Genomic DNA, 17137 nt, shown 5'->3' with positions numbered 1-17137 from the left:
CACCATTACTCTTGCTGGATCGACTCCAGGTAGAGCGCCAGCGAAAGAATCCGTGCACGCACCAGCATTTCGCTGCTCATATCACTGTCGACGCCCGTCTCGGATTTGAACCGTGCTCCCCAGACAGGCATCGGAAACCCATGTCCTCGTGTCCCCTGACGGCCATCAATGGTATAGATGACATCAAGCATCGGGAATTTGCCGTCATTGGCTGCTGACAATCCGGTCAATGCAGGCACCGGCACAGACATCAATTCGACGAAAGGCCCATCTCCTTCGCCGCTCGCGCCGTGACACGTCGCGCAGGTGTTCATATACTCTGCCTGCCCGATGTCGTCAGCCATCGCCAAGCCGGGATGCAGCAAGGCCGCGAAAGCAAAGATCACCGCAGTCTTGGAATGTTTCATAGTCTCCTCCACAAATTAACCTTGTAAACAGTCGCCCTAGGGTTTTAGGCGTCCGGGCGCCAAGCCGATTGATTAAAATCAATGGCGTGCCTGCAGCCATCCCGAACAACAGTCAGCCCCTTTTCAAAACGCGGCCCCTCGCCTATCATTGAACTGCGTTCATCAAGGTGGGATCCCATGGCAACGAAAACAGAAATCCGCAGACAGGAACTCCGCGACAAGCTGATCGTGATCGCCGAACGCACCATCGCGCAAAACGGCCTGTCCGCCTTGCGTGCCCGTGATCTGGCGGGCGAGGCAGGCTGCGCTGTGGGGGCGATCTACAACGTCTTTGGTGATCTCACGGACCTGACACTCGCCGTCAATGCCCGCACCTTTCACCGCCTTGGCGCGGATGTGGCCGAAGCCTTGGCCGCGGCCCCCGAGGACCCTGTCGAGCAACTGGTCGTCATGGCGCAGGCCTATCACCACTTTGCAGCAAGCAATCACTTAAGCTGGCGCGCGCTCTTTGATGTCGAACGCCCTGCGGGCGAAGCAGCACCCGATTGGTACCTTGCCGAAATGGGGCAGCTTTTCACCTATATCTCTGATCCGCTTGCCGTGATTTTTCCGGAACGGGAGGCTGAGGAACTTGCTCTTTTGACCCGCGCGCTCTTCTCCTCGGTCCATGGGATCGTGCTCTTGGGGTTGGACGAGGCAAGCGCAGGCGTATCGACGGACAAGATCGACCACATGATCGCCCTTGTTCTACGGCAATTCACCGCCTCCCGAAAATAATTTGAACGATGTTCATTTTTTATCTTGCAACCACAGGACCGACTCACTATCTCTGCTTTATGAACAGTGTTCACGCACTGAAACGAAACGGAGAGACAGATGTTCAAGACACTTGCCACACTCATCAACGGCCAGAACGCCCGCGCCGAAGATCGCGTCCGTGATGCCTTTGCGATCGAGCTGATCGACCAAAAAATCCGCGAAAGCGAAGCCAGTCTGCGCGCAGCCAAAGCCACGCTTGCCAGCCTGATCCAGCGCCAGCGCTCCGAGGAAAAGCAACACGCCGGCCTGAAAAACCGCATCAATGACCTGACCAAACGCGCCAGGGAAGCATTGGACAACGACCGCGAAGATCTGGCCACAGAGGCGGCCCGCGCGATTGCCAATATGGAAAACGAATTGGCCGTCCGCAGCGAAACCCTTGATCGTCTGGATCAAAAGGTTGTCCGCCTGCGCACCTCGATCGAAAGCGGGCACCGCCGGATCATTGACCTCAAGCAAGGGGCCATTCAGGCCCGCGCGGTCCGTCGCGAGCAGAACATCCAGATGCAGATGACAAAAACAGGCGTTCAGAATGGCAGCGTGGAAGAGGCCGAAGAACTGATCGCCCGCGTCCTGGGCCGCGACGACCCGTTCGAACGGAGCGAAATCCTTGCCGACATCAACCGCGATCTTGAAGGCGGCAACCTCACCGACCGCATGGCCGACGCAGGTTTCGGCAGCGCCACACGCGCCACAGCCGATGATGTGCTCGCGCGCCTCAAGTCATCCAAGAAGTAAACCAAACCCCTCAATTCACAAAAAAGGACAGACAAATGCTTAAGAACAACTCGGACAACGGCCTGATCATGACAGTCAACCTGCTGGGCGTGGTGATCGCCTACGGCATGCTGGGCATCTCGCTGTGGCTTTCAACCGATGTGCCGCTCTCGACCAAAGGTTTCTGGGCCATCTCGGTCATGATGCTGACACTCTCGCTGGTGAACTTTGTCAAATACCGCTTCGACGAACGCATGGCCGAAGACCGGATCCAGCGCATCGAAGACGCCCGCAACGAAAAACTGCTGGAAGACTACGTGAGCGAAAGCCGCTGATCACTGCCGCCCTGTCCCTTCTGTGGGGACAGGGCTTTCCTCTTTTCAAAACCTAAGCCCTGCGCCAAAGTCAAATCCATGAAATTCTTACGCCAGTTCGCAGCACGTATCGTTGGACAGTCCATTCGCATCTTTGCCCGTGCGATCACTGCCGTGCGGGCCGAGTGGAAGGGCATCGAACCCGTGCCCCGCCAGCGCGTCTATTTCGCCAACCACACCAGCAACGCCGACATGCCGATGATCTGGTCGGTCCTGCCGCCCGCATTGCGCCGCACAGTGCGCCCAGTGGCCGCCGCCGATTACTGGCTGAAAAACAAACTGCGCGCTTTTGTCGGGCCAGAGGTTTTCAACTGTGTCCTCGTGGATCGCCGCCCCGAGGTACAGGACAAACCGATGGACAAGATCATCGCAGCGCTTGACGAAGGATCATCCCTGATCATCTTTCCCGAAGGCAACCGCAACATGACCGAGGACCCGTTGCTGCCCTTCAAGGCGGGGCTTTACAACATGGGCGTCGCGCGGCCCGATGTCGATCTGGTGCCCACCTGGGTCGCCAACCTGACCGAAATCATGCCCAAAGGCGAAGTCATCCCCCTGCCCCTGATCTGCACAGTCACCTTCGGCGAACCGATCCATGTACGCGAAGGCGAAAGCAAGGATGATTTCCTCAAACGTGCCTCCGAGGCGCTTTTGGCCCAACGCCCCGAGGCCCGCCAATGACCAGCACAACAGCGGATATCCTGCTCTTGGCCTTTGGCAGTTTCGGCATCCTGATTGCCCTGACTGTGCTGGGTGAAATCCTGCGCGCGCGCCAGCCCGTCCATGATCCCAACCCGATGCTCGATACCTATATGACCCGCGTCCAAAGCTGGTGGGGCATGGTCACATTCATTGGTTTGGCGCTCTTGCTGGGCAAACCGGGGATCATGACGCTGTTTGCTTTCGCCTCTTTCGCAGCCCTGCGGGAATTTCTGACGCTGACCACCAAGACACAGGCCGACCATCTGTCGCTGGCGCTGGCCTTCTTTGCGGTTCTGCCCCTGCAATATGTCTTTGTCGGCTTCGGCTGGACCGGCCTTTATACCGTCTTCATCCCCGTCTACGCCTTTCTTTTCCTGCCCATGATCTCGGCCCTGCGGGGCAATCCGCAACGCTTTCTTGTGCGGGTCGCGGAAACCCAATGGGCGCTGATGATCGCGGTCTTTTGTGTGAGCCACGTGCCCGCTCTGATGTCACTCGACATTGCAGGCTATGGCGAACGCTCTGTCCTGCTGATCGCCTTCCTCGTGATGGTCGTGCAATTGGGAGACCTCTTGGATTTCTTCTTTGGCCGCCGGATCGGCCGCACCAAAATCGCCCCCGGCCTGTCACCCAAGACGTGGGAAGGGCTGGTCTGCGGTGTGCTGAGTGCCATGGTCATCGGCGCCATGCTCAGCTGGATCACACCCTTCGGCTTTTGGGGCGCAGCACTTATGGCGGGCATTGCGTCACTTGTCGGCATGTTCGGCAACCTCGTGGTCGCCGCAATCAAGCGCGACCGTGGCGTCAAGGACTGGTCGCACCTGATCCCGGGCCAAGGCGGTTTTGTCGACCAGCTCGACAGCGTGATCTTTGCCGCACCGATCTTCTATCAGCTGACCAAATATTTCTACACCTGACCCCGCCCGATGAACTGCGGCAGCTTTGACAGGTTCTTTGCGACCAGCGTCCTGATCCCGCCCACCCCGTGACGGCGGATCGCGCGGTAGTCCTCACGGCTTTTACGGATCATATGGGCGAAGGATTTATTGCTCGCACCGCCTATTTTCATGCGCACCATCACCTTTGGAATATAGGCCAGCCGCACCTGTCCCTGGGTCAGGAACCGCAACATCCCGTCGTAGTCCCCCGCGATGCGAAAGCTCGTATCATAGAGCCCTGCGCGGATAAAAACCTCGCGCTTCAGATAAAGCGTCGGATGCGGCGGCATCCACCCCCGCCGCAACAAGGCCGCCGAATAGGCCCCCGCCTTCCAATAGCGGATGACACGGTTGGGATCATTTCGCGCGACATATTGCAGGTCCCCGTAGACGCCATCAATCGCAGGATTGGACAAAGCCTCGGCGACCCATGTCAGCACATCCGCATCGACCAAAAGGTCATCCGCATGCAAGAGCCCGATCACATCGCCCGTCGTGCGCTGGATGCCATGATTGATCGCATCATAAATGCCGGTGTCAGGGCAGGATTCCAGCACCATGTTGCGGTGTCCATGCGCCTGCAAATAGGCAAGCGTCCCGTCGGTCGACCCACCATCCTGCACGATATGTTCCACATCCAGATGGCCTTGGGCCGAAAGGCTTTCCAGCATCGCAGGCAGGGTCGCGCAGCCGTTCATCACGGCGGTCACAACGGAAATCTTCATGCGACCAACACCTTCTGTGCGGGCATGGTCACGATGACGTCGATGCCCAGAACATCCTTGATCGCCGTGACCGGTGATGCACCGTTGGCCGCCATATAGCGGCGCACCTCGCCCAGCTTGGCGTCGACCAGATAGCGGTACCAGAACCCCTGCAACACATGAAAGGACCGCGCCCGCCTGCCATCGAGAAACCCCAACCGCAGGACGTAGCGGTAAAAGAAATAACCCCCCGCCCGCAGACCCGCAGGCAAACGGGCGTAAATGTGCCGTTTCACCCAGCGCTTGGCGGCTGCGCGGCCATGCCCGGGCAGGACCCCGGCACAGGGCAGAAACCCGAACTCCGCGTTCAGAACATCCACAACCTCGCGACTGGCATAGCCGTTGTGTTTCTGCACCCACCAATCCAGCGGATGGCGGTTGTCATCAATCACCTGACCGCGCAAATGACCGGTCGGACCGGAGACCACGATATGTTCATCCATCCACAGCGCCTCGCACCGCCCGCGCCCGTTGCGGAACAGGCGCAGCGTCGGCGTCCGGCAAATGCCGCCATGCCTCACAAGCTGGCCCATGAATTTGATCCCGCGCCCGATGTAATACCCGTCCACATCTTCCGGCAGGCCCGCCCTGATCTCATCGGCAAGGGTCTGGGTCATGACCTCGTCTGCATCCAGTCGCAGCACCCAGCCAGGGGTGTCCGTGATCTGGTCCAGTGCCCAGTTGAATTGGACCGCGTGATTGACCCAACCATGCCGCAGCACCTTGGCACCGTGACGTGCAGCGATCTGCACAGTGCCGTCGGTCGAGCCGCTATCGACCACCAAGATGCGGTCCGCCACATCACGGACCGAAAGGATTGCGCGGGCGATATGCATCGCCTCGTTGCAGGTCAGGATGATCACTGTCAGCTGTGTCATGCCATCACCCCGTCAAAGGCGTCCTGCGCCAGCCCGCGATAAAGATCGGCAAAAGCGTCCACCATCGCCGCCGTCGAAAAATCACGGCGCATCCATGCGCGACCCCCTGCGCCCATCTGCACCAGGTCCTGCGTTGACAGGGTCAATATCTCTGCCGCCAGATTGCTGCGCGGCAAGTCAATGCAACGGCCGCAGCCCTGCCGCGCAAGATCTTGCCAGGGCGTGTTCTGGGTCGTCAGAACCGGCACACCATGGGCCAGCGCCTCGGCTACGACGATCCCGAAGTTTTCCGAATGTGACGGCAGCACGAAAAGATCGGCCTGCGCAAAGGCCGCCGCCTTGGCCGCCCCCTCCACATGGCCATGCAGCCGGATACGGCCAGCCGACAGGTTCGCGCGCATCTGTAGCATACGCACATATTCGGCATCCCCTGCCCCGTAGATATCCAGCGTGAAATGCGCTGGCAGGCGCGTCATCGCCACGAAAAGCGCCTCAACGCCCTTCTTGGGGTGCAGACGGCTGAGAAAGAGCAAGCGGCACTGCCCGTCACTCGGGCGGCGGGGCGGCAATTCCGCAGGGACATCCACCGCATTGGGAATAATGGCGCGGGCAATCTGCCCCAATCGGACCGTGCCGCGCGATGCTTCCTGCGCCGAAGTGACATGCAGGACAGCCCCCTTGGGGCGCAACAGATTGGCAAGATACTCGAACACGTGTTTGATGCGCCGCTTTGGCGCGTCTGGCCAATCCGCAGTGGCCTGCAATCCGCCACGGGGCGACCAGACCACAGGCTTGCCCATTGCGCGGGCCAGCACAAAGGCTGGCAAAGTCGGCATGTTGTAGGTGCCTGTCACATGCACGACATCCGCCCAGTGGATCGCTGCAGGCATCCGCGCCAAGAGCCCCGGCGCGATACAATGTCCCACGATGCGCCGCGCATAATGTACAGGATAGTCCAGCGACACCGGCACCACACGATCCGCAATGGCAGGGCCTGCCGCATCAGCCGTCAGGACCCGCAATTGGACCCCATCCAAGGCGGAAACCCCGTCACAAATCGCCTTGGTGGACCAGATCGGTCCGCCCCAATAGGTCGCAGGATAGAACGCGGGAACAATGTGCAAAATCTTCATGCGGCAACCTCCTTGGTGCTGCGCTGGCCGATGATGCGCGCCGGATTACCTGCCACGACGGCCCCGGCTGGCACGTTCCGGGTGACAATCGCGCCGGCACCGATGACCGCATCCGCCCCGATCTGCGCACAGGACGGCAGGATCACCGCGCGCGCGCCGATCCAGACACGCGCACCGATGACCTTGGGTGCAGGGCGGGCCAGACTATGGGGATCAAGCCCGTGATCATGGGTGAAAATCAGTGCGTGCTCGGACACCAGCACGTCGTCGTGGATGGTCAGCCCGCCCTCCATGTCCAGATGGGCAAACTGGTTGACCTCTACGCGGTCCCCGACCCGCAGGCTGGCATCCGCCCCCCTGCCCGACACGCCGACACCGCGCCAGAAATAGCACGCCGCACCCAGCTCAACCTGCGCGGGGCTGTCGAACCGGACCCCCGCCTGAAACCGCGTGCCGGCACCGGTTTTCGCAAGGCTGGCACGGTGCAGCCGTGTCGCCAGCATAGCGCCCGCGCGGCGCATCAAAGCGGCCGCGACGCGCAAGACCCAGAACAGCACCCTAAACATGCGCCACCCCCGCGTACCTGACAGGGCGCGCGCGCAAACGCGGCACAAAGACCACAATCATGGCCATGATCAGCACGGCCTGTACGACCGCAGCGACGATAAAGCCGCTGAATGATGAATGCAGCGTGGCCTGTACGAAAGGGTAAAGCAGCAAGGGATAAAGATAGAACGACCCAAAGCGCAGGCAGTGACGCGGTGCAAGCAAGACCACCTCTGCGCGCCGGTACAGCCAGCCCAGCACAAACCCGACTAAGCCCCCCGCCCAGCCGAAATTCATGAACGCCTCGCCGGGACCGGTCACATTGAATGCTCCGCCCGTCGCAACACCCATCACATCGCGTTTGAAAAACACACCCAGATCAATCGCAGGCTTGTCCAGCCAAAGCGCACGGGGCAGCCAGCCGAAGGTCCACCAGCCATAGCTTTCGCCCAGCAAATAGGTATCCGGCCTGACCTGATCGGTGACCATGACGGCGGCATTGATATCCAGAAAATAGGTCGATCTGACGATCTGTTCCCACAGGCCCGCATCAACCCCGCGCAGGGCGGTCATATAGGCGGCCATGGCAAACACGCCCGCCGCCCCCGCCATCATCCAAAGCATGGACCGCAGGCCTATTGCCCCTCCAACAATCAGGTAGGTGGCACAGGCGAAAACCAGCAATTCGACCAGCTCGAACCGGTCCCCCGAGACCAGCGCAATCATCATCAGCAAGACCGCCAGAACACCCGCTTGCAGCAACAGCCACGGCGCACGCAGCGCCAGCCCCTGCGCCAGAAGCATCACAAAGGCGCATTTGGGCACGACAAACAGCATCTTGATCCCTGCAAGCGTCGCGCCCACGCCCTCACGGTTCACATTGATCTGCTTGTCCTGATTGAACGCGGTCAGAAGATCAGCGGAAAAGAGCGACAGCCCACGGGCATGCAGGATCAGCGCAAAGGTCAAACCCGCCACACCAAAGGCCGCAACAAACAGCCAGCCCTGACGCACCAAACCGCCCGCGATCAGGCGTGCCTCGCGGATCGCCAGTCGCGGATCACTGCGCCGCAGCGCCAGACGATAGCCGAGGCACATCAGTGTCACAAAGGCCGCTAGATAGACTGCCCCGCGCGGCATTGCCCCTGCGGTATCAACGTATTGGTCAAAAAAGGCCAAGGCAGGGTCCGCGCTGTAAACCGCGACCTTGATCAGGAACCCGAAGGCGCAGAAATAGGCCAGCAGATGCATCGGCGAGACAAGTGGCACCAGCCCATAGCGTTCACCCATCCAGAACGGGACGATGGTGCACGTCAGCGCCAAAAGGATGATCAGGAGGTTCTCCACTGCCCCTCCTTTCCCCGCCAAAGGACAGTGGCCGATGTATCAATGCCCAGTTTCCGCCAGACCGCCCACCACAGGGCAAAACCGCCCAACGACAGTGCGCCGACATAGCCCAGCGCGTTGGTCAGCGCTGTCAGTTCAGCGCCCCACCACGCAAACCACGCCAGATAAAGCCCTGTCATCAACAGCCGTGCGGCCAGTGCGCACCGCTGCAATCCACACAGCGTTGCGACAGTGAAGCTTGATGCCAGCACCACCTGCCCCAGCGCCCCGAGCAACAGGACGACAAGAACCAACCCCGGTGCCGCACCTACGGTTTGCGCAAACAAGTAAGGTAAAACCGGCAATGCCAGAACCGCCATGCCAAACAGCGCAAGCCCCGGCCAAGCCGCAATCTGGCTGCCCTGCGCGCTTGCACGGGCAAGTGCGGCCATGTCACCGGCACCCTTTGCAGCCGACACCGCAGGCCCGCTGACCCATGTCGCCACGCTGACAGGCAGCGCCACAAGGTTGGCGACGCGGCGCAGCACGGCGTAAACGCCCAAAGCCTCACCGGAAATCACCGCACCGCCGACAATCAGATCAATCTGCGCCACGACCATGCCCGTGACCGATGTCGCCCAGAGCGACAGGCTCAGATATGGCCGGTACCGCCGCGCCAGAACTTGCGCCCCTTGCATCCGCGGGATCGCCCAAAGCACGCCGACCGTGGCGAAACCCGCCATCACCAGTGCACACAGCAAAAGGATGCCTGCAACGCCTGCTTCAGGCAGCACAAGTCCCGCGACACCAAGCGCCACCTGCGGCCCCGCATCGCGCAAGGCCATTGACAGATGCACACTGCCCAGCGCCCGCATGATGCTGGCAAGACAGCCCAGCAGATTGACGCAGAAACCGACACTCATGATGGCCAGCCATGGCAGCGCTGGCCAGATCAGCGCCCCAAATCCCCAAGCGACCAGCGCGAGCATTGCCGGATAAAGCACAGCGACCCGAAAAATATCTGCCCTGCGCAACCCCCGCCCGTCTGTAAGCACCCGCAGCAAGATGACAGGACCACCCACAGACACCAGCGTGCCGACGACAAGCCCCGTGCCCCAAAGTGCCGCCAGCCTGCCGAAGGCCTCAAGCCCCAGCCAAGCGGCAAGGCCCAGCATGACAAGGAAATTGACACCAACGATGCCTATCCTCAGGCCCATGGACCCTGCGGCGCCTTTGCCTGCCAACCTTGCTAATCCCGATACTGGCATCACACGAAAACCGTTGCTAAGCGCCATTAACCAAAGAAGGCGCAGCTTTAGTCCTCATTCATTGTGATTAATTAAAGGTTAACTCCTTTGTGGTGTTTTGCAGGGACGAACCCGGACAGAAACCCAGACCTGGACTGCCATGACACAGCGTAACGATGCCGCCAGACCGGACCCGTATGACGGGTACCGCGACACCTTTGACCGGATCGCACCGCTGGATGTCGCGGCCATGTTGCGCGTTCTGTGGCACGGCAAATGGCTGGTGCTTTGTGCGCTTCTCTTCACAACGGGGGTGACCGGATACTATGCATTCCGGATGGCCCAGCCCCAGTACACGGCTGTGGCAACATCCCAACTTGGCGGTGCCGATGATGCAACGTCGGGCATGGCCGCCCCGCAGGACCGCGATGAAACGGCATTGAACACCGCCGCCGCCCTTGTCACCTCGGACCCGGTGCTGACACGTGTCGTCGCGGCGCTGGATCTGCTGGCAGACCCCGAATTCAACCGATACCTTGCGCCAACAAAACCCTTTTCGCCCAATGCCTTGCGCACGCAACTGCGGCACTGGCTGGCCGGCACGACAGAACAGCCCCCCGATGAAGCCGCCATTCTGGACAAGACGATCCAGAACCTGCGCCGCGCACTCACGGTCACCCGCCAGGCCGACACCTATATTCTGCACATCACAGCACAGAGCCATGACGCGGACAAAGCAGTGACGCTCGCCAATACGACAGCCGCACTTTACCTGACCCATATGGAAGCAGCGCAAAGACAAAAACAGGTCACAACGGAGGCCCTGCTGCAAGCGCGCGTCACTGATCTGCGCGCCGAACTCGCGCAGCAAGACGCGCAGGCCGCCGCGATTATCGCCTCGGCGCAAATTCAGGGTGACATTGCATTGGATGCGCTGACGGCACAGGTGCTTGCCGCAGATCAGGACCTGAGCGAAGCACGCAACGCACTGCGCGCGCTTGAAGTCGCACCCGACAGCGGAAGCGCGCGCAACACAGCCGAAATCGCGCAACTGCGCGAGAAAATTAACGAAATTGCCGCACTCAAAGACCGGCGCAGTGCGCAGCTTTCGGTGCAATCGGAAGGACACGCAGCCCTGCAACAGATTGCACTTCAAACCGAGGCCACGCGCCTGGTCTATCAAAGCTTTCTGGCACAACTGCAGGAAAACCGGATGCAACAGGGACTGGGCACCGCCGCAGGCTTGCGGATCACACCAGCCACCAAAGGTACATATGCAGGACCACAAAAGATGCTGCTTCTGACGGTCGCATCTGTCTTGGGCACCCTACTGGGCATTATCGCGGTCGCCATCCGGCATATGACACGCAAGGGTTTCATTGACGCCAATAGCCTGCACGATGCAACCGCCCTGCCGGTTCTGGCGCAGTTCTCGCACCGCGCCTTGCGCTATTTCAATAGTGGTGGGCGCGCCTTGGCCACACGGCCCCAGACAGGGCTGTCGCAAGCGGGCCGCAGGTTGCACACAGCGCTTGCCCTGACCCCGCAGGGCAGTACCGCAAAGGTGATCCTTTCAACCTCGAGCACCGTCGCAGAAGGCAAGACGCACCATGCGCTTCTTCTGGCACGGACCCTTGGGATGTCGGGCAAACGGGTGGTCCTGATCGGCGCAGATACGTCCGATCCACTCTTGCAATCGTTGCTCGGCGCAGCTCCCTTTCATGCCGCGCAACAAAGCTGGGCCACTGGCGAACAGGCAACCCATTGCCCAAGTCTTGGGGCCGATGTTCTGGTGATCCCCGAATTGACAGACCGCCATGCGCCGCTTTTGCCCGATCAGTTGACCCTAAGGCTGGACAGTCTGCGCCAGCGCTATGACCACATCATCATTGACGCACCACCCGTGATGGCCGCTCCCGAGGCGCTGCTATTTGCGCGCCAGTCCGATGCGATCATCTATGCGGTCCGCTGGTCAAAGACCCCGCGCGACATGGTGCAACGCGGCCTTGAGGCGCTTCGGGATATCGGGCATCCGGCCACAGGGCTTGTCCTGTCACAGATCAACCTGCGCAGGATGCGGCAATGGTCCAACGATCCTTGCCTGTCCGCGCTGCAAGCGGCGCAAACGCTTTAGGGTCAGAAAAAGGGCCGCACGCGGCGGCCCTAATCCTTACGGTGTTACCGAGATCACGTGCCGGTTGTAAAACTGCAAAAGATCGCCCTCTTGCAGGGTCAATCCGCCATCCACATTTGCACTGATATAGGCCTTTGCGGGCCAATCAATTGATCCGCTGGCGGTGCGGCCTTCGATATTTGGCAAGACGAACGCGTCAAACGCATCAAGCCTGTTGCCCGCCGCCGAAAGCGCACCCGCCTCATGGCCATAAACAAAACTGCCCACAGCTGTGGCACCCGTCAAACCCAGCTTGCGGGTGGCGGGAAAGGCCACCAGATCATCCGTCTGGCCCGCATAATCCGCTGGGCTGACAGACGTTCCGTTTTCCGCCGTCAGGGTCTCGATCACCGTCGCCGCTGTTTCGCCTTCCCAGCGCACAAAAGGCAACATGCCGGCATAGAACCATTCCACATCAAAACTGGCGGCCGTGACAGCGACCTGCACGGTGTGGTGGATCGCACCGGCAGTGATCGCGCGGCTGGTCTGGCAGGTCGCCAGCGGACCACTGCCGCCACCTTGCCATGTCGAGGTCTCGACCATTGCGATCCGGCGTCCCACACTCAGGCCGTTGCCCGTGGTTGCAGGCACCCAGGGCACACCATCAAGTGTGATCGACCGTGCATCCAGCGTATCACGGCCATGGGTCTGTCCACCCACTTCCACGACACTGTCACCGACATCCAGACGCGCGGCATATTCGCGCTCGGACGCATAATCGATGATGGCAAAGCTTGGATAGGTCGGGCGGCTGTCCACCCGCCAATCCAGCGCCCCGTCCGAGGCGATCCCGCTCATATGGGTCGGGCCCGCTGTGCCGCTGACACCACTGGCACGGGCGGCATAATACATGCCGCCGAATTGCACCTCGTCTCCCATCGCATAGGCCGTGTCCGGCGTCCAAAGCGGCGGCAGGATATGCGGATCAGTCAAGGCGCCCGTGATGGCTACCGCCTCAACCATAATAGCCCCGCCACCGGGTGTCGCGGCACCACCAAAGCTCAGGGTGACAGTGTGTTCGCCCGTCAGACCGCTGGCCACCTTAACCGACTGGCGGCGGGTCAGATCGGTCGCGGCATAACTCGAAAAGGCCTTGAAGCCCAAGCCGGCAGGATCGGCGATTTCATTCACGAGGCTCTGCGCGCCGTCAATCTCGACTTTGACATAGCCGCCACTGGTCCGGCCGGTATAGTTGATCCACATGTCATAGGGCGCATCCCTGCCCACCTGCACGGTGGCACTGGCACCGGTTGACCCGGTGCTGATCGCGCGATTGCCGGTATAGCTGGCCGCGAACCCCGACCCCGAAGTCTGCAATTGCGACCAACTGCCCGTCAGGGTCATGCGGCCCACAGGATAGACATTGCGCAGTTCAACCAGTTGCGTTTCACGCCATGACATCCGCATCGTGGGGTCTGTCTGGTCCAGACGCAGACGGGCGGCATGGTGGGGTCCCACTTCGGTCCAGATGGTCAGACCATCCTCAAAACCCGGCGCAAGAGCAACAGACCGGCCCCCGCCATGGGCAAAGAACGCAGCCAGCGGCTGCGGTGCGGGCACATGGCCCGACCCCGCACTTGGCGAAAGCTCTACACCAATCATGCTCAGTACCACGCCACCAGTTGCGCGGTGGTCCCCGAGGCCAGCACCCGTACAGGACGGATCGACAACACAACACCCGCCGCAAGATCGTAGGTGACAACTTCTCCGGCGGCATCCTGCAACGCGGCCGTCCCTGCGGAATTGACGTAAAGCGCGCGCGGCCGCACCGGCAAGTCGGATAGATCAGAGGGCGCGATGACATAATGCGCCACAGCAGGCGAGGTCAGATTCACATAATCGGTGTCAAAGGGATCAGGCATTCTCGGTCTCCAGTTAGGAATGAACCTCAATGCTTACGGACCTATACTTACCAACCGCCTTGACCGGCGCACGTTGCGGTGTGCAACACCCCCGGCGCCTGAAACTAACGCCCCTTGCATCCTGCAATCACACAAAGCGTTCGCCACGCGATCCACAGATCAAACCGCAGGCTTGCATGCGCGATATAGTAATGGTCAGCCGCAACCTTGCGCCTGATTCCCTTCAGACCGTCCACGTAACCGATCTCGGTTTGTGCCAGACCACTGATCCCCGGCATGACCTGATGACGCGCGGCATAGCCGGGCACCTGTTTTTGATAGGCGAGTGCATGATCAAAAAGGTCGGGACGCGGGCCAATCAGGCTCATCTCTTTGCGCAAAACATTCAAGATTTGGGGCAGTTCATCAATCCGGCATTTGCGCATCAGTGCCCCGAGCTTGGAAATGCGATCTTCTTCCAGTCGGTCGAAAGCACCCCGCGTATGTGTCACCACATGGCGCATGGAGCGGAACTTATAGGCCATGAACGGCTGACCGGCATATCCCATGCGCAACTGCCGGTGCATCAAGGACCCGCGATTGAACACTGGGTTCAGCACCAGCAATCCCGCTGCAATCAGCCCCAGGACCGGCAACAACAACAAGGACACCGCGATATCAAACACCCGTTTGGACAGGCGCAACTGGCGGGATGGCAAGTGTGCGTCGTCAATGACAGGCCGGGTGGCCAGGTCCAGAATATCGTCCTGAAAATCAAACATGGCAGACCGCACTCTCATAAAACCCGAAAGACACGACGCAGCACGTCTTTCGCTGTCAACTTTCACGAAGAAGGTTAAAGAGTGATTAAGGTGAAATTTGGCCCCAAAAATGGTCCCCAGTGCAGGTCAGCCCGACCTGTACAAATGGCGATCCGAGAAGGACTCGAACCCTCAACCTGCTGATTAGAAGTCAGCTGCTCTATCCAGTTGAGCTATCGGACCGCACGCTTGGCGGTATCGCGCGTCTTGGAGGGCTTTGGCAAGCCCCAAGAGGTGCTAATGCGTCCAGGCCCCACGGCGGTTGGTCGCAAAATTCTCGCCATATCCACCGGGGCGGATATTCGCTTTGCGCGGCTTGGGTTCACGCACAACCGCGTCGATGCCATGTTCGCGCGCATACTCCAGCGCCGCCTCTTTGCTATCGAATTCCAGCTTGACCTGCGCCTGCGTATCCGAAGACGAGGTCCAGCCCATCAGCGGATCAACCTCACGCGCCGTTTCGGCCACATGTTCCAGAACCCAATGCTTTGTCTTGGCCGTGCCTGACGACATGGCTGTCTTTGCTGGCTTATAGATTCGTGCGCGCATCGCGGTCTCCCTTGGCTGGTCTCTATATGTGCAAACTGGCGTGGTGACGCAAGCATTTGCCGCAGGACACACCAAAATCTTCCAAGAATTTGGCCCAGAATTTTTGAAAATTCTGGCGAGTTATGCCCACTCACCACCCCGCATCACCGGCACACGCGCACCTGTCTTGGTAATCCCGTCGATATCCACCGCATCCGAGCCCATCATCCAGTCAACGTGGATAATGCTCTGGTTCCCGCCCTTCTGCTTCAATTCTTCAGGCGACAACTCCGATCCGCCTTCGATTGTATCGGCATAGCACTGGCCCAGCGCGATATGGCAGGACGCGTTCTCATCGAAAAGCGTGTTGTAAAACAGTGTCCCTGACTGGCTGATCGGGCTTGAATGCGGCACCAAGGCCACCTCACCGATCCGGCTCGCGCCATCATCGGTCTTGAGCAACGCTTTCAACACATCTTCGCCCTTGCTGGCGGTCGCTTCGACAATCCGACCCGCCTCGAAGCGCACGGCGATATCCTCGATGACAGACCCCTGATGCGCCAGCGGTTTGGTTGCGGCCACGGTGCCATCGACCTTATAGGCATGCGGGCAGGTAAAGACCTCTTCGGTGGGAATGTTCGGCTGGCAGATCACACCGTTGAGCGCAGGTGACGCCCCGCCTTTCCAGATATGGCCATCGGCCAGGCCCAGCATCAGATCCGTGCCGGGCCCGATATAATGCAGCGCCGAGAAATTCTGTTCATTCAGCCAGTTCACCCGCTCTTTCAGGGTGGCGGTATGCGCGGCCCAATTCGCGACCGGATCATCCCCTTCAAGACGGGACGCGGCATAGATCGCATCCATCAACTTGCCTTGCGCCTCTTCCACCGGCAGATCGGGAAACACCTTTGCCGCCCATGCAGCACCCGGGTAGGCCACGATATTCCAGTTCACCTCGAACCCGACAATCGGCCCCATCGCAGGTTTCGCCGCAAGCGACGTTGCCTTGCTCAGCCGTGCCACCTTGGCAGGGTCCTGGCCCGCCAGAAGCATCGGGTCATCACCGGTAATCGCCATCCGCGCAGCCCCGCCTTTAAAGGCCGCCGCCATCCCCTCAAAAAACCAGTTCGGCGCACGATCAAAGCTTTCATCGGGCGCATGTTCAAAGCGCGCCAAGGTAATCGCATCATCGTTGAAAAAAGGCGTCACAATCCCCGCACCCGCCTTATAGGCATGCACGGTAATGCGGCGCACCAGATCAAGCGCGGCCATCGGTGCTGTAATCACCAGATCCTGCCCAGGTTGCAGGTTCACACCTGTGCGCACCGCCACTTCGGCAAGACGGTCAAGTTTGACGGGATCGATATAGTCGGACATGGGGCACCTCGTTTGTTCGCGCTGACACTATTGCGTAGCGCGCCAAGGTCAACCGACTGCGCACGAAGTCAAAGCCTTAAAAGATCCGCTGCGCGGCCCGGCGCACTTCAAAACCGCCGCCTTCAAGATTGGTGCAGGTCACACCCGAAAGCTCTGACTGGCAGGTAATACCGTCAAGGATGGCGCTGCTGCCGTAAGGCAGGACGTCACGCTCCTGCTGCGTCAGAACATCATCAGTCACACAGACCAATTGGCCACGACCCGTCTGACCGACACCAAAGGTTGTCCCCCAGTCACCATCACAGGACGCCGGACGATTGGTATAGCTCTGCACGTCCACACCAAGGTTGCATTGCACAGCCAAGGGCGCACCGCGGGTCATGTCACAGCGGATATTTCCGGAAGGCGACTGGAAAGCGATATCAGCATCAGCCGCGCCAATGCTGCCGCAAGCAGCAAGCACAAGCGCAAGGACGTTTCGGCGCGCGGGGAATGACAAAACCATACTCTTCACAAGTGCAGACCTAACATGATCCTCGGCTTAGT

At 60.2% G+C, this 17137-nt stretch carries 19 protein-coding genes and 1 tRNA gene; 6 read left to right on the top strand and 14 right to left on the bottom strand.

The annotated features are described in order from the left end of the window. Positions 1-5: 5 nt before the first annotated feature. Entirely contained in the window at positions 6-407 is a 402-nt protein-coding gene (locus tag C7964_RS11965) for a c-type cytochrome (RefSeq protein WP_110279881.1), read from the bottom strand. A gap of 177 nt (positions 408-584) precedes the next feature. Here C7964_RS11965 and C7964_RS11960 point away from each other — a divergent pair, with 177 nt between their 5' ends. The 5 genes from C7964_RS11960 (at position 585) to C7964_RS11940 (ending at position 3936) form a co-directional block, all read left to right on the top strand. Next, positions 585-1184, top strand: a complete 600-nt coding sequence (locus C7964_RS11960) for a TetR/AcrR family transcriptional regulator (RefSeq protein WP_110279880.1) — start codon at positions 585-587, stop codon at positions 1182-1184. A gap of 99 nt (positions 1185-1283) precedes the next feature. Beyond that, positions 1284-1964 (top strand): PspA/IM30 family protein, encoded by a 681-nt coding sequence (locus C7964_RS11955; RefSeq protein WP_110279879.1) that lies wholly within the window; start codon positions 1284-1286, stop codon positions 1962-1964. Positions 1965-1999: 35 nt separating this feature from the next. Beyond that, positions 2000-2278 carry a hypothetical protein gene (locus tag C7964_RS11950; RefSeq protein WP_110279878.1) on the top strand — a complete coding sequence of 93 codons (279 nt, stop codon included), beginning with the start codon at positions 2000-2002 and terminating at the stop codon, positions 2276-2278. A gap of 78 nt (positions 2279-2356) precedes the next feature. Beyond that, positions 2357-2998 (top strand): lysophospholipid acyltransferase family protein, encoded by a 642-nt coding sequence (locus tag C7964_RS11945; RefSeq protein WP_110279877.1) that lies wholly within the window; start codon positions 2357-2359, stop codon positions 2996-2998. Continuing rightward, entirely contained in the window at positions 2995-3936 is a 942-nt protein-coding gene (locus tag C7964_RS11940; RefSeq protein ID WP_110279876.1) for a phosphatidate cytidylyltransferase, read from the top strand. Before C7964_RS11945 ends, C7964_RS11940 begins: the two co-directional genes overlap by 4 nt. Here the strand turns inward: C7964_RS11940 and C7964_RS11935 are convergent. From C7964_RS11935 to C7964_RS11910, 6 genes are read right to left on the bottom strand one after another with little or no spacing between them, the layout of a single operon-like run. Beyond that, complete coding sequence (locus tag C7964_RS11935; protein ID WP_110279875.1) at positions 3927-4682, bottom strand: glycosyltransferase family 2 protein; 756 nt, start codon at positions 4680-4682, stop codon at positions 3927-3929. The two genes, C7964_RS11940 and C7964_RS11935, sit on opposite strands and share 10 nt — an antisense overlap. Beyond that, on the bottom strand, positions 4679-5599 hold the full coding sequence (locus C7964_RS11930) for a glycosyltransferase family 2 protein (protein ID WP_110279874.1): 921 nt from the start codon (positions 5597-5599) through the stop codon (positions 4679-4681). Before C7964_RS11930 ends, C7964_RS11935 begins: the two co-directional genes overlap by 4 nt. Continuing rightward, positions 5596-6732, bottom strand: coding sequence for a glycosyltransferase (locus C7964_RS11925; RefSeq protein WP_110279873.1), 1137 nt, complete (start codon positions 6730-6732; stop codon positions 5596-5598). Before C7964_RS11925 ends, C7964_RS11930 begins: the two co-directional genes overlap by 4 nt. Next, positions 6729-7298, bottom strand: a complete 570-nt coding sequence (locus tag C7964_RS11920) for an acyltransferase (RefSeq protein ID WP_110279872.1) — start codon at positions 7296-7298, stop codon at positions 6729-6731. The genes C7964_RS11925 and C7964_RS11920 overlap by 4 nt, the downstream gene beginning before the upstream one ends. Next, positions 7291-8625 carry an oligosaccharide repeat unit polymerase gene (locus tag C7964_RS11915; RefSeq protein ID WP_286163916.1) on the bottom strand — a complete coding sequence of 445 codons (1335 nt, stop codon included), beginning with the start codon at positions 8623-8625 and terminating at the stop codon, positions 7291-7293. Before C7964_RS11915 ends, C7964_RS11920 begins: the two co-directional genes overlap by 8 nt. Continuing rightward, positions 8610-9821, bottom strand: coding sequence for a lipopolysaccharide biosynthesis protein (locus C7964_RS11910; RefSeq protein WP_110279871.1), 1212 nt, complete (start codon positions 9819-9821; stop codon positions 8610-8612). The genes C7964_RS11915 and C7964_RS11910 overlap by 16 nt, the downstream gene beginning before the upstream one ends. A gap of 190 nt (positions 9822-10011) precedes the next feature. Between C7964_RS11910 and C7964_RS11905 the strand changes: the two genes are divergently transcribed. Then, complete coding sequence (locus tag C7964_RS11905) at positions 10012-11985, top strand: GumC family protein (protein WP_110279870.1); 1974 nt, start codon at positions 10012-10014, stop codon at positions 11983-11985. A 36-nt stretch (positions 11986-12021) separates the two neighbouring features. Here the strand turns inward: C7964_RS11905 and C7964_RS11900 are convergent, their stop codons facing one another. From C7964_RS11900 to C7964_RS11870, 7 genes are all read right to left on the bottom strand, one after another. Then, positions 12022-13626: a hypothetical protein gene (locus tag C7964_RS11900; RefSeq protein WP_110279869.1), complete on the bottom strand. Its 1605-nt coding sequence runs from the start codon at positions 13624-13626 to the stop codon at positions 12022-12024. A gap of 2 nt (positions 13627-13628) precedes the next feature. Next, positions 13629-13886, bottom strand: a complete 258-nt coding sequence (locus tag C7964_RS11895) for a spike base protein, RCAP_Rcc01079 family (RefSeq protein WP_110279868.1) — start codon at positions 13884-13886, stop codon at positions 13629-13631. A gap of 104 nt (positions 13887-13990) precedes the next feature. Then, positions 13991-14647 (bottom strand): sugar transferase, encoded by a 657-nt coding sequence (locus tag C7964_RS11890; protein WP_110280250.1) that lies wholly within the window; start codon positions 14645-14647, stop codon positions 13991-13993. Positions 14648-14792: 145 nt separating this feature from the next. Continuing rightward, a tRNA-Arg gene (locus C7964_RS11885) sits at positions 14793-14869 on the bottom strand. 54 nt (positions 14870-14923) lie between these two features. After that, positions 14924-15235: an ETC complex I subunit gene (locus C7964_RS11880; protein WP_055294137.1), complete on the bottom strand. Its 312-nt coding sequence runs from the start codon at positions 15233-15235 to the stop codon at positions 14924-14926. 120 nt (positions 15236-15355) lie between these two features. After that, entirely contained in the window at positions 15356-16591 is a 1236-nt protein-coding gene (locus C7964_RS11875) for an aminopeptidase (protein ID WP_110279867.1), read from the bottom strand. Between the two features lie 76 nt (positions 16592-16667). Then, positions 16668-17090: a DUF6636 domain-containing protein gene (locus C7964_RS11870; RefSeq protein WP_220000174.1), complete on the bottom strand. Its 423-nt coding sequence runs from the start codon at positions 17088-17090 to the stop codon at positions 16668-16670. Positions 17091-17137 lie beyond the last annotated feature (47 nt).

It is taken from the genome of Loktanella sp. PT4BL (genome assembly GCF_003201935.1).
In the GTDB taxonomy this organism is placed as follows: domain Bacteria; phylum Pseudomonadota; class Alphaproteobacteria; order Rhodobacterales; family Rhodobacteraceae; genus Yoonia.
This window is presented reverse-complemented; position numbering and strand designations above follow the sequence as displayed.

What these genes read in the sequence shown, in the direction of transcription:
- C7964_RS11965 (WP_110279881.1), bottom strand. Translation starts at nt 407, where the DNA reads ATGAAACATTCCAAGACTGCGGTGATCTTTGCTTTCGCGGCCTTGCTG.
- C7964_RS11960 (WP_110279880.1), top strand. Translation starts at nt 585, where the DNA reads ATGGCAACGAAAACAGAAATCCGCAGACAGGAACTCCGCGACAAGCTG.
- C7964_RS11955 (WP_110279879.1), top strand. Translation starts at nt 1,284, where the DNA reads ATGTTCAAGACACTTGCCACACTCATCAACGGCCAGAACGCCCGCGCC.
- C7964_RS11950 (WP_110279878.1), top strand. Translation starts at nt 2,000, where the DNA reads ATGCTTAAGAACAACTCGGACAACGGCCTGATCATGACAGTCAACCTG.
- C7964_RS11945 (WP_110279877.1), top strand. Translation starts at nt 2,357, where the DNA reads ATGAAATTCTTACGCCAGTTCGCAGCACGTATCGTTGGACAGTCCATT.
- C7964_RS11940 (WP_110279876.1), top strand. Translation starts at nt 2,995, where the DNA reads ATGACCAGCACAACAGCGGATATCCTGCTCTTGGCCTTTGGCAGTTTC.
- C7964_RS11935 (WP_110279875.1), bottom strand. Translation starts at nt 4,682, where the DNA reads ATGAAGATTTCCGTTGTGACCGCCGTGATGAACGGCTGCGCGACCCTG.
- C7964_RS11930 (WP_110279874.1), bottom strand. Translation starts at nt 5,599, where the DNA reads ATGACACAGCTGACAGTGATCATCCTGACCTGCAACGAGGCGATGCAT.
- C7964_RS11925 (WP_110279873.1), bottom strand. Translation starts at nt 6,732, where the DNA reads ATGAAGATTTTGCACATTGTTCCCGCGTTCTATCCTGCGACCTATTGG.
- C7964_RS11920 (WP_110279872.1), bottom strand. Translation starts at nt 7,298, where the DNA reads ATGTTTAGGGTGCTGTTCTGGGTCTTGCGCGTCGCGGCCGCTTTGATG.
- C7964_RS11910 (WP_110279871.1), bottom strand. Translation starts at nt 9,821, where the DNA reads ATGGGCCTGAGGATAGGCATCGTTGGTGTCAATTTCCTTGTCATGCTG.
- C7964_RS11905 (WP_110279870.1), top strand. Translation starts at nt 10,012, where the DNA reads ATGACACAGCGTAACGATGCCGCCAGACCGGACCCGTATGACGGGTAC.
- C7964_RS11900 (WP_110279869.1), bottom strand. Translation starts at nt 13,626, where the DNA reads ATGATTGGTGTAGAGCTTTCGCCAAGTGCGGGGTCGGGCCATGTGCCC.
- C7964_RS11895 (WP_110279868.1), bottom strand. Translation starts at nt 13,886, where the DNA reads ATGCCTGATCCCTTTGACACCGATTATGTGAATCTGACCTCGCCTGCT.
- C7964_RS11890 (WP_110280250.1), bottom strand. Translation starts at nt 14,647, where the DNA reads ATGTTTGATTTTCAGGACGATATTCTGGACCTGGCCACCCGGCCTGTC.
- C7964_RS11880 (WP_055294137.1), bottom strand. Translation starts at nt 15,235, where the DNA reads ATGCGCGCACGAATCTATAAGCCAGCAAAGACAGCCATGTCGTCAGGC.
- C7964_RS11875 (WP_110279867.1), bottom strand. Translation starts at nt 16,591, where the DNA reads ATGTCCGACTATATCGATCCCGTCAAACTTGACCGTCTTGCCGAAGTG.